This is a genomic window from Flavobacterium sp. UBA5153 (assembly GCA_002413745.1).
Classification (GTDB): Bacteria; Bacteroidota; Bacteroidia; order Flavobacteriales; family Flavobacteriaceae; genus Flavobacterium.
In genome coordinates, this window is record DHXP01000004.1 from 1 (window position 1) to 12,703 (window position 12,703).

Here is a 12,703-nt window from a genome sequence, read left to right on the forward strand (position 1 = left end):
TTGAAATAACTAGCGGTATAAAATTTCAATTGCTGCAACTTTTTTATCAAAAATAATTGGTTTCCTACACATTTAATCGCCTGTAAAAGAATATATTTTATTAGATTTGTTGCACATAAAAAAAGAAATACTTTTCCGTTTAGAAAGTATTGAAAACGTTACTAATTCCTTGTCACTTTATGCAAATTTTTCATAAAATAGATGATTTTCTATTTACCATTTTCCCTGAAATATCACGGGGGGGGGGGTAATAGTCTATTAATCAACGAGTTAAAAAAATACTATACTTTTGGCCCTTTTACTCCAAAAGTTTCTATTACAGACGATTGGGTTACGATAGAAATTGACACTCCAATCATTCTTGCCCAAGATGCCGATTATCAAAAAACGGTTGCCCTTTGCGAAAAAGGGAACTACCAAGAGGCAAAACCCATCCTGCAACAACTTATCGAAAACAATCCCACCAATTCTGAATTTCATCGGATTATGGGACAAATTCTTTCGGATCAAGGCGATCAGGAGGAAGCCATCAATTGTTTGATTGACGCTTTGCGTTGGGATTCCAAGAACAATTGGGCTTTGTTGATGATGGGGAATATTCAGGCAAAATTCCTTAAAGACGTTCCCACTGCTCTAAAATATTACGATCAGGCACTACTGGCAAACCAAACCGACTACATCACTTTATCTAATATTGCCTATTTATTGTTTCAAGAAAACAGGTTGGAGGATGCCAAAAAACAGGCTTGGGAAGCCCTGAAAATTTCAGATAATTATCCTAATACTCATTTTATCCTTGCCTTAATTGCCGAAAAGGAAAACGATTTACATTCCGCTTTTTACAGTACAATCCAAACTATCAAGTTTTCGACTGCCAAAGATGTATTGTACCAAAACGCTTTTAGAAAAGCATTTAAAATCGCTCGTAATATCACCTCTGATTTTGATGGCAAAAAAATATTTTACACTTATAGAAGCCAGCTAGAAAAAGAAGGCGGAATCCCAATTGCTATTTATGCCGATGACACCATCAAAACGGCTGCCAAAATAGAATTTGCCGAAAGATACCATCGCGACAAACACATCGTAAAATACAAAAGCACCTATCCAGCCGTAGCCCATTTAGTGATGCACGAACTGGTGCATTTGGATTTTGTAATTCAGGCACGAAAAGAGCGATTAAACCAAGTGTTTATTTCCACTCAAAAGAACAAACAGGACTTTATTGATGCCATTCAACCCGCTATCCAGAAACTGAAAAGTATGGGATTGGACGAAACGGTAATTACTACATTTTCGGACGGGATTTTTAATGGGTTAAATCTTCAAACCTACAATACTCCGATAGATGTTTTCATAGAAGAGTTTCTCTACAAAGAAAAGGCAGAACTGCGACCGTATCAATTCCTGTCGCTTTACAACTTACTGCAAGAAGCCATAAAATCAGTTACGGACGAAAGAATCCTGGACCTCGTTCCCAAAAGTATAATTTCCAAAACCAAAACTTACAGTTTAGTCAATGCCTTGCAATTCAAAGAATTGTTTGGTATCAATCTCATCGAGGAATTCAAGGCAACGCCTTCAGAACTACAACAAGCCAAGAAATTCTACAAGCAGTTTTTAGACAGCAAAGACAACCGCAAACCTGCCGAAGAATTCGAATTCGTGCGCCATTGGGCGAAAGCCCTCGAACTGGATCATTTTTTCGCATTGGAAAACGAATCCCAGTTTGAAACCAAAACCAACATTGATACTTTCTTGACTCAACTGCAACAAGACCCTTTTGGTATAAACGAACCCGAAGACCCAGCCGAATTGCTTGCTATGAAACAGTTTCAAGAGGAGCAAGAGGCACTAGGGTTAAATTTTGCCGTGGTGCAATATATGGTGGCTGCCTTGCAGTTCTTTAAGGATTTACCACTAGAGGAAATCAAGAAAATAGCTTTCGAAATCGCGATGCTAGGCGCACAAGGCATCGACACAAAAATAGACAATTACATCATTGGCAGCATTCCTAACAAGCGGTTCTCGGGTTATCATTTGCTTGCGTATTATTATGTGAGTTGGAGTTTGGCGGTGCCAGAGCACGTAAAAGAAATTGGTTTGGATTATGAAAAAGAGTTTGAAATGGCGGTGAAAATGACCTCTGGTTAATGTTTTTTAAAATGAATTTGACTAAAAAAATCACTTTAAAAAAACAAGAATGACCAGCAAACAAGATCTAATCTCTAAAATAAAAAAACTCGACGGTATCTCACAGGATGAGCGTGCCTATCTTATCAATTTAGTAAATACCAAAAAGAAATACGGACTCGTTTGGGAAGATAAATCCGAAGATGTAGAAGAACAATTACGAGATAATTTACCAGTTTTGAGAGAAGTAACAGAAAAAAGAATCCTCACCCCAGCCCTCTCCGAAGGAGAGGGAGACAGTGCGCCAAACCATATTTTGATAGAAGGCGACAACCTGCACGCTCTTACAGCATTAACATTTACGCACGAAGGAAAAATTGACGTGATTTATATTGACCCGCCGTATAATACGGGTAATAAAGATTTTAAATACAACGATACTTTTGTAGATAAAGAAGATAGTTACCGCCACAGTAAATGGCTTTCGTTTATGGATAAAAGATTACGGATTGCTAAACGACTTTTAAGTGATAAAGGGGCTATTTTTATTAGTATTGATGATAACGAAATTGCTCAAATTAAACTTTTATGTGATGAAGTTTTAGGTAATTCAAATTTTATTGCAGAATTACCAACGATTATGAATTTGAAAGGTAATCAAGACCAATTTGCATTTGCTGGAACTCACGAATACACTATTGTTTATGCGAAAAATAAATTAAATTTTAAACCCAATTCTTTTAATTTCGATACAGATGAACTTGAAGAATGGGATGAAGATGAAATAGGAATGTTTAAAAAAGGTGCTACTATGAGAGCTACTGGGACAGAAGCAAATCGAGAAGACAGACCTTTAATGTTTTATCCAATAATTATAGATAAAGACAATAATGCTTTTACAATAACTAAAGAAGAACACAAATTCATTTTCAACAACATTAGTAAATCTTTTGATGATACTCATTTAGATGAAATAGTTAAAAAATATACAAATCAAGGATATGATGTTGTCTTACCTAATGTTGACAGTAATCAATATGGCAGATGGCGTTGGGGTTTTAATGATAATACTATAAGTAGATTGTTATATGATGTAATTGTAATTAGAACAAAAAATGGAATTTCATTATATAAAAAACAAAGACCGGAACTTGGAGACTTACCAACAAAAAAACCAAAATCAATTTTTTATAAGCCAGAATATAGCAGTGGTAATGGTACTGCTCAATTAAAAAATATATTTCAAGATAAAAGATTTAATAACCCTAAACCATTAGATCTGATTAAGGATTTTTTGGTAATTGGTTCAAATAATAACTCTTTAATTCTTGACTTTTTTGCAGGTTCAGGCACAACCCTTCACGCTACAATGGCTCTAAATGACGAAGATGGAGGTAATCGTCAATGTATTCTTATAACCAATAATGAAAATAACATTTGTGAAGAGATTACTTATGAACGTAACAAAAGAGTAATTCAAGGTTATACAAATACCAAAGGCATTACCGTTGCTGGATTGTGGAATAACAATTTACGGTATTACAAAAGCGGGTTTGTGCCCAGCAACAAAAGCGAAACCAACAAGCGTTTATTGACTTCGGCTAGTACAGAACTGCTTTGCATCAAGGAAGATTGTTACCTAGATGTTACGGCAACAAACGGTTTTAAAGCAGCGGTTTGCAAAATATTCACTAACAGCAGGGGCAAGTTTATGGTTGTGGTGTATCACAGCAGGGAGCAAATAGAAGTTTGCGAACAATTGATTCCCTTTATTCAAGCATTAGAAATTGAACAACCCGTTAAGCTTTATGTTTTTAGCGAAGAGAAAGAGGCTTTGGCAGAAATGTTTTTTGATGTTGCCGATAAAATAGAAGCCGTGCCGCTTCCCGATGCTATTTATAATGCCTATCGCGCTACTTTCAGAACATTGAAATTAGACAAAAAAGAGCCTGCATCTCGGGAAACCAAAGCTACAAGTGTAGAAGAAGTTGTCGAATTGTTTAACGAAGACCAAGATTAAGTATGTATATATTAAAAGATTTTCAGGATAAAGCAGTGGCAAGTTTACTTACCAATACGTTCGACGCATTAGATACCGCACAAGTACAGATTCCGATATTGCTGGAAGCACCCACAGGTTCTGGCAAAACCGTGATGATGGCAGATTATTTATACCGATTAGTCGATGAATTGCCCTTGCAACCAGGATTGAACGACAAAGTTGCTTTTATATGGTTTGCTCCCAACACTTTGCACATTCAAAGTTTTTTATCCTTGCAAAAACTATATGCCGACACAGCTAAATTGAATTGTTTTGATTTGAATAGCCTGAGCGATAATCCAATACTAAACCCCAAAGATTTACTTTTTGTAAATTGGAGCAGTGTAGATGGAATGAAAAAAATATGGCGTCAGGACAATGAAAACAGCAGGAATCTCGAAACTCTAATAGAAAACACAAAGGCTTTTGACACTCAAATTATTTTGATTATTGACGAAGCTCATTTAAGTGCTTTTACGGGACCACAAGCCATTGCGGTAAGGAAATTGATTAAAGCCAAAATAGAAATAATGGTTACGGCAACCCCAAATGTTCGACCGCAATTGACAGTTTCTATTCCACGCCAAAAAGTAATCAAGGAACAAATGATAAAAAAGGGCGTTCGATTGAATATTGGTTTAGACCCAAAACTTCAAGGAAGCGATAATGTGCATATTCATTTGTTGCGAACCGCTTTGGCAAAGAAAAAAGAATTGCAAGCCTTGTATAATGCAGAGTTAGGCGAAAATAAAATCAATCCTTTGTTGATAATCCAACTTCCTTCAGAAACCACTGCTTTGAGTGAAGAGGATAAAACGATTCGGGATACATTAGTAGGTTTGTTAAACTCGGAGTTTAATATTAGTACAAATAATGGACGTTTGGCAATTTGGCTTTCAGGCGAAAAAGACACCGATGGATTGGAAGATATTAATGGCTTGCAAGATGTTCTAATTTTTAAACAAGCTATTGCACAAGGTTGGGATTGTCCAAGAGCATCAATTTTAGTGAGCTACAGAACAGTCAAAAGTCCTGATTTTGGAATTCAAACCGTGGGAAGAATTTTAAGAATGCCACATCAAAGACATTATGACAGCGATGATTTAAATTATGGATATGTTTATACAAATATTGAAAGCAACAGGATAAATTTTGTTCCTTCGGATGTAGATTTCTTTATTCCCCAATATGCAGAGAGAAAAGACGACAAGGGTTGGGTTTTTGATAAATTAGTAACCGCAACAGTCATCAACGACAGACCGTCAAAAGGACTGTTAACAGATTATTTCGAGCCTAAATTTTTTAAAGTTTTAGAAGAAAGATATGCCATAAAACAATTGCCTGAGGGAGATTTATTTACAGACCAAGATTTTGAAGTTTTTGAATTATTGAAGCAAGACAATAAGCGAAAACTTATTGAAAACGGTTGGGAATTTGAAATAGATGACCATCAAATACCAATCCCAACCGATATAAATATAGATCCTTATGAAGTAAATTCCATAATGTTGAATGCAAACCAAATAAAAAGTTTTGCTATAACAAAGGCACAGTTTAGCGATATGTTTGATAGATTTTGCTATGATAACATAACTAGGTTAAACCGTTCCAAAAGTTGGAAACAATTAAGAAAGACATTAATTCATTTTGCGGAATATTATTTCGGAATGTTTGAAACTACAGCACATAAATTCTTTTTGTTCCCACAGAACAAGGCTCTTTTGATACAGCATATTGTCCAAGGGCTAGAAAAATTTGAAGCTTGGCAGCTAACACAAGGAAATGATAAAAGGAGAGTTGAAAACAGTGATTGGGAAGTTCCCGAAGTACGCTATTATACAGAATTGTACAATAAAAAAGAGGAAATAGAAAGTCACGCACTTGAACCTTTTTTTGAAAGTAATGGTGTTTCAAATCCGGAACAAGCATTCAAAAACTTTTTGATAGCCAATGAAAATCATATTGATTGGTGGTATAAAAATGGAGACCAAGGCAAAGAGCATTTTGCAGTTCCGTATAACGATAGTTATGGTGTATTGCGTTTGTTTTATGTCGATTTTGTAATCAAATTCAAATCAGGTAAAATAGGTTTATTTGATACAAAAACCAAACGTTCGGATGCTGAAGCACCTAACAAACACAATGCTTTACTGGATTATATGGACAGAGAAAACAAGATAAATCCAAATAGAATATTAGTTGGGGGTGTAATTATTCAAGAAGATGTAAATTTCAGATATTCCACCATTGAAATTGACGACACAAAAGATATGACAAATTGGACATTTTTTAATCCTTCACAATTCTAAGTGAATATTAAATCCTTTTTAAGTTTGTTTTACCTGGAATAAAACGTCGTTGGTCTAACATTACGATTGGGGGGAATCTCATAGATAGCTTCACTTGTTGGCTTTTATTCGAATTTGCAATAGGATAAATTATATTCTCAAATTAGTATAAACCATCACAATCAAATAGGCATAAAAAAAACACTCTAAAAACGAATTTTTAGAGTGTTTTAAAATTAAATAAATGATATTTTACAAATACTCCCCATGTTGAGAAATATCCAATCCTAATTCTTCTTTATCTTCACTTACTCTTAAAGGAGTGATTTTATTTACAATAAAGAAAAGGAAATAAGACATTGTAAAGGCAAAAATTGAAACGGCTACCAAAGCAATCAATTGATGAATGAATAAAGTGGTTTCTCCAAAAATAAGTCCTTGATCCGTAACTGCAGGATTTATTGCTTTAGATGCAAAAACACCAGTTAATAACATACCGGTCATGCCTCCAACACCGTGACATGAAAACACGTCCAAAGCATCATCAATTTTGCCCTTAGGGAATTTACTAACCATAAGATTGCTTACTATACTACTAAAAACACCTATGAACATTGCGCTGGGAATACTTACAAATCCGGCAGCAGGAGTGATGGCTACCAGTCCTACAACTGCTCCAATACAAGCGCCCATTGCCGAAAGTTTATGTCCTAATATTTTATCAAGAAACACCCATGCCATAGCAGCAGCAGCAGCAGCCACAGTGGTTGTGCCAAGGGCTTGAACAGCAAGGTTATTTGCGCCCATTGCCGAACCAGCATTAAAACCAAACCATCCAAACCATAATAATCCAGTTCCCAATAATACATAAGTAATACGAGCAGGATTAACTTTTTGTACTTTTCTTTTTCCTAAGAATATGGCTCCAGCCAATGCTGCCCAACCTGCACTCATGTGAACTACCGTTCCTCCGGCAAAATCCAATACTCCCATTTTAAAGAAAATTCCTTCTGGATGCCAAGTCATGTGGGCTAATGGTGCATATACCAATAATATAAAGAAAACCATAAATAATAAGTAAGCCCAAAAACGAATTCGTTCTGCAAAAGCCCCCGTGATTAAAGCGGGAGTTATAATTGCAAATTTTGCTTGAAACAAGGCGAATAGCATTAAAGGAATCGTTGGAGCCATACTCCATGCTGTATTTGTCTTAACACCTTGAAAAAATAAATTTGGAAGTGGATTTCCAATGAATCCACCTATTGAGGGGCCAAATGATAAACCATAACCAATAATTACCCATAATACGGTTACAATTACCATTGCCATAAAGCTTTGTAGCATAGTACTGATGACATTCTTTTTACCTACCATTCCACCATAGAAAAAGCCTAATCCGGGAGTCATTATCAATACAAGTGCGGTGGCAACTATCATCCAAGCGGTATCGCCAGTATCAAATTTTACAGTTTCAGAGGGAATTGGACTTTCGATTAAAATGAAATTAGAAAAAAGGGTTAATATCAAAATGGTTATCAATATCACACTTAAAATAATCTTTCGCATTGTTTTAGTTTTAAATTTTGACAAAAGTATAAAAATGAATTCATACCCCATAAAAAAGTCATTGTAATTGCAATTTTTATGAATATTTCAATATATACCCCTATAAATCTAAAGGAATAAAAAAATTAGATGTTATTTTTTGAATTTGATAATGCAATATTGATTAAATTTAGTTTTCACCATAGTCTTTTTCATAAATAGAGAGGAATTCAAATTTATATTAAATTTATACAAAATCAAGGCAAAACTAATTTATGTACAATAATCCTGCGAATAGATGGGTTATCGACATTGCCATAACGTAAAAAATAGTTCTGATATTGCCTATTATGCAACAATATGCAATTGATAAAATGGGAAAAGCTTGTGGGAAATTAGCAATCCATTTTTGTTTGTGTTATTGATGTAGAAATAAAAGCGGCTTAAAAATAGAATCAAAAAATAAGCTGGCTTTAATATAAAGCCAGCTTAAATTAATTTAAAAGAGTGGATATGTTATTTTGATAATGGTGTTTCGGCATTTTTATCCATTTTGATGCCTGCATAACCTTCGATTCCCATTTCTGGTACATCAAGTCCTTCAAGTTCATCTTTGGCACTTACTCTCATACCGCCTGTTACTAGGCTAATTAATTTAAAGACAACCCATCCAAAGGCAGCTACATATGTAATGTTGACACATACGCCAATTATTTGAGCATAAAACTGACTGGAATCTCCATAAAACAAACCGGTAACTGTACCCTTAACGCCATTCCAACCATCACCATAAGTACCATCGGCAAATAATCCTAATGCAATCATTCCCCATGCACCGTTTACACCGTGAACTGCAACTGCACCAACTGGATCATCAATTTTAAGTTTTTTCTCAATAAAGAAAGCTGCTTCAATTACTAAAACTCCGGAAATTAATCCGATAAGAGCGGCTGATAGTACGCTTACAAAAGCACAAGGAGCGGTAATGGCAACTAAACCGGCCAACATACCATTAATCATCATAGAAGGATCCGGTTTTTTAGTTTTAAAAAACCACATATAACACATTGAGGCAAATGCACCAGTTGCAGAAGCAATCATAGTATTTACTGCTATTACAGTTATTCTTAAGTCACCACCAGCTAATGTAGAACCTGGGTTGAAACCAAACCAACCGAATGCAAGAATTAAGCAACCAATTACTGCCATTGGAATGTTGTGTCCCGGAATTGCATTTGCAGATCCATCTTTGTTGTATTTTCCTAAACGTGGTCCAATCAAAACTGCACCCACAAGTGCTAATACACCACCTGTCATGTGAACTACCGAAGAACCTGCAAAATCCACAACTCCGTGACCTAAGTTGAACATGTTGCCAAGTTGTGACAACCAGCCACCGCCCCATACCCAGTTTCCGTAGATAGGATAGATTAATGCACCAACTAGAATACCATAAATTGCGAAGTGAGAGAATTTCCAGCGTTCAGCCATAGATCCGGTTGGGATAGTAGCTGTAGTATCCATAAACACCATTTGGAAAAGGAATAATCCAAATACGGCAACGTCATAAGAACCTGTAAGGCAAAAACCTTGCATTCCAAATAAACCAAATGTGTGTCCGAATATATTAATACTAAATTCACTGGCTAGGCCACCGAAGCCACCTAAAGTGCCTAAAGAACCTATACCACCAAACATGATTGCAAAACCACTTATGAAAAATCCTATCATACCCAGAGCATAGACCATCATATTCATCGACATCGTATGCGCAACGTTCTTTGCGCGGGTTAAACCTGCTTCAACCATGGCGAATCCAGCTTGCATAAACATTACAAGGAAACCTGTGATTAATAACCACATCATGTTTATGGCTACCTTGTTGTGACCTGCCTGATCTGCAAGTTCACTCAAAGTTGGTTGTCCTGCTTTTGCAGCGGTTACATCGCTTGCATTTCCTGTAGTAGCACCAGTTGGATCTGGAGCTTTTGTCGTCACAGTAGCAGTTGGTGCAGCAGGTGCTGGTGCAGCAACAGTATCAGTCTGTGCGACAGCACTCATACCCGTTATCGAAAGTATCATTAAAAATACTAAAATTCTTATTTTGCTTATCATAATTTTTTTATTTTGTAATTAATATATAATTTTATTTTCGTTAAATTTTGTCTCCTGGGCCCGCAGTAGATGCTTCTCCTCTTGTGCCATTACTAATCCTTACCGATTCTTCAATGGCATAGGTAAAAATCATTCCGTCACCTACTTCGCCAGTAAATGCAGCTTTTTCGATGCAATCGATAGTTTTAGATACATTGGCATCTTTCATGACAATTGAAATTAATACCCGTGGAATATACTGGGTATCGTAAACCGTTCCACGGTAGTTGTGATGACCTCGCGTAATTTCATTTCCAACACCGGAAGCCTCCCAGTAAGAGAAAAAATCAATACCAATTTTTTTTAGTTCTGTTTTAACATCTTCAAATTTTGATGTTCTAACAATTGCTTCAATTTTTTTCATAAATAATTTTTTTAATGAATTAATAGATTCTGAAACTCTTAAGATATTTTTCAACTATTCCAGACTAAAAATAATTTTCACCTTATTTCTAGCTTTAAATTTTGATAAAAGTATAAATTCATTTCATACCCCAAAAAAAACTATGGTCAATAGTTTTATTTTTATTAAATAAATATTTTACACCCTATAATTTTACGGGTATAGAATTATTAATTGTTAAAAATTATAAATTTATTAATGGGTTTTTTAGTAAAAGAAGTTCAATTGTGCAAATAATTGTTTAAATCGCCATTTAGAGGATTGGCAGTAATGACAATTAGATTGAGTTTGCCTGAAGCATCTGTGTATTTAAAAGAGGTAGTTATGATTTTGTTTTCCAATAATTTTTTTGAAACTGATTCATCTTCAAAATAAACCATTTTCATCCATTGGCCCCAAAATGTTTAACCATAAAATTTAAATTTTGTTGCAATTTTTGCTTTTGCAATTCATAAAGTATTAGTATAGGTTTCCAAAAAGGAGGATGACATGGGCATCCGGAAAATGAAACATCGAATCGGTTGTTTTCGAAAGAGGGTTACCGACCAATTTTCCCGTCGGCATTCCTGAAGAAATTGTCAAGGCTGCTTCGGCATCGATGTTTTTAGCCAATAATTTTTCGGCGGTGGAATAAACGGAAAGGTTAATATTCGAATTGCGAAAACTCCCATAAGCCATTCCTCATTTTTTGATGCTTTCAAATAAAAGGGTTTGAAAATCGGGATTAGTTGTTATTCCTAAATAATTTGTTCCGCCAAAATATAAATATTCGATGCTACCAATATTAATTAATTCTAAAATTCCTCAACTGTCATTATTTATGAGATTAAACTAACTCCTGTTCCATTTAACTCAGAATATTTTATAATACCATCATTAATCGTTATTCCTGTTGCAATATCTTCAGCCAATAACAATGCGCCATCCATATCTACGTAATCTAATTCTGGCAATAAATGGGCAATTGCCGAAATTCCAACCGAAGATTCCGTCATGCAACCTGCCATGGTTTTCATACCCAGCTTTTTCGCAGTTGTGATCATCCGCCTGGCAGGGGTAAGTCCGCCACATTTTGCCAGTTTAATATTTACACCGTGAAAATTATTGTGGCATTTTGCCACATCCTCTTCAACAATGCAGCTTTCATCAGCAATAATAGGCAAAACAGAATGGTTGAAAACTTCCTTGTGACCTTTCCAATTATCAGCTTTTAAGGGCTGTTCCAAAAATTCTACACCCAGTTTCCTCAACTCGATCGCATTATTTATGGTTTCTGGCACAGTCCAACCACAATTGGCATCAATTCTGAAAATAGCATTGGTATGCTTCCTTAATTCAGTGACAATAGCAATATCTTCTTTAGTTCCAAGTTTAATTTTATAGATAGGCCAAGGCATTTCTTTCATTTTTAACGCCATTTTTTCAATGCTGTCAATACCAATAGTATAATCGGTTTTAGGGTTATGGTTGGTAGAATAACCCCATAATTCATATAGTTTTTTTTCTTTTTTGTGAGCATATAAATCATTGTAAGCTATGTCCAAAGCGCAAAGTGCAAACATATCATTTCTTAATAATTTGTGGGCATTGTGCCAAAAAACTTCCGGAGTTTCATCAGTTATGGCTTCGATGAATGGAATTATTTTTTCCAAATTATTTTTCATCGAACCTATTGTAATATTGTAATAGGGGTTTGACGTAGCCTCTCCAAATCCGGAGTAACCATTACTTTGCAATTCTACAATCAATGTGGTTTTTGTATCATAAGATTCCCTTGAAATAGTAAAGGTATGCTTTAACCGAAGGTCAAATGTTCTGAGTATTATTTTCATTGCTATGAAATATTGTTTGACAAGCACTTAATTAATATCAAAGGAAATTAATAAAAATTGGTTTACAAACAAAAAGGAGAAGTAAATTTCATTTTTCAAGGAATTTATGTTTTATTTGAAATTTTGATTAAACATATATTTTGGTAAGCTTTTTTTTGTCTTTTTTCAAACCTTGATTTACATAAAAAAAGAAACAAATGATGTATATTTGAATCCAAATAATAAATACATTGCAGCAGTTTTGAGTCCATATTTCAATAGTAATACATAATTCTAAAAGGAAAGTGGATATTCCGGAGCAAACTGA

Annotated in this window: 10 protein-coding genes; 3 read left to right on the forward strand and 7 right to left on the reverse strand. The window is 35.0% G+C overall.

The features are described from left to right. Positions 1–201 precede the first annotated feature (201 nt). Genes B2145_RS01100 through B2145_RS01110 form a run of 3 tightly spaced genes read left to right on the forward strand, consistent with a single transcriptional unit; the run spans position 202 to position 6,483 of the window. Positions 202–2,154, forward strand: coding sequence for a tetratricopeptide repeat protein (locus B2145_RS01100; RefSeq protein WP_291097263.1), 1,953 nt, complete (start codon positions 202–204; stop codon positions 2,152–2,154). A gap of 49 nt (positions 2,155–2,203) precedes the next feature. Then, the gene (locus B2145_RS01105; protein ID WP_291097265.1) at positions 2,204–4,153 is read left to right on the forward strand and encodes a site-specific DNA-methyltransferase; all 1,950 of its coding nucleotides are present in this window, start codon (positions 2,204–2,206) and stop codon (positions 4,151–4,153) included. A 2-nt stretch (positions 4,154–4,155) separates the two neighbouring features. Then, the gene (locus tag B2145_RS01110) at positions 4,156–6,483 is read left to right on the forward strand and encodes a DEAD/DEAH box helicase (protein ID WP_291097267.1); all 2,328 of its coding nucleotides are present in this window, start codon (positions 4,156–4,158) and stop codon (positions 6,481–6,483) included. A gap of 231 nt (positions 6,484–6,714) precedes the next feature. On the opposite strand, the gene B2145_RS01115 is transcribed toward B2145_RS01110, so the two are convergent. The 7 genes from B2145_RS01115 to B2145_RS01145 form a co-directional block, all read right to left on the reverse strand. Continuing rightward, on the reverse strand, positions 6,715–8,028 hold the full coding sequence (locus tag B2145_RS01115) for an ammonium transporter (protein WP_291097269.1): 1,314 nt from the start codon (positions 8,026–8,028) through the stop codon (positions 6,715–6,717). A 495-nt stretch (positions 8,029–8,523) separates the two neighbouring features. Further along, a complete protein-coding gene (locus tag B2145_RS01120; RefSeq protein ID WP_291097271.1) occupies positions 8,524–10,122 on the reverse strand; it encodes an ammonium transporter in 1,599 nt (532 codons plus the stop codon). 40 nt (positions 10,123–10,162) lie between these two features. Next, positions 10,163–10,525 (reverse strand): P-II family nitrogen regulator, encoded by a 363-nt coding sequence (locus B2145_RS01125; RefSeq protein ID WP_291097273.1) that lies wholly within the window; start codon positions 10,523–10,525, stop codon positions 10,163–10,165. A 260-nt stretch (positions 10,526–10,785) separates the two neighbouring features. Next, positions 10,786–10,944: a hypothetical protein gene (locus B2145_RS01130; protein WP_291097274.1), complete on the reverse strand. Its 159-nt coding sequence runs from the start codon at positions 10,942–10,944 to the stop codon at positions 10,786–10,788. 79 nt (positions 10,945–11,023) lie between these two features. Further along, positions 11,024–11,242: a hypothetical protein gene (locus B2145_RS01135; RefSeq protein WP_291097276.1), complete on the reverse strand. Its 219-nt coding sequence runs from the start codon at positions 11,240–11,242 to the stop codon at positions 11,024–11,026. Positions 11,243–11,382: 140 nt separating this feature from the next. Continuing rightward, positions 11,383–12,396: a dipeptide epimerase gene (locus B2145_RS01140; RefSeq protein WP_291097278.1), complete on the reverse strand. Its 1,014-nt coding sequence runs from the start codon at positions 12,394–12,396 to the stop codon at positions 11,383–11,385. Positions 12,397–12,523: 127 nt separating this feature from the next. After that, the coding region (locus tag B2145_RS01145; protein ID WP_291097280.1) for a hypothetical protein at positions 12,524–12,703 on the reverse strand (180 nt) is incomplete at its 5' end.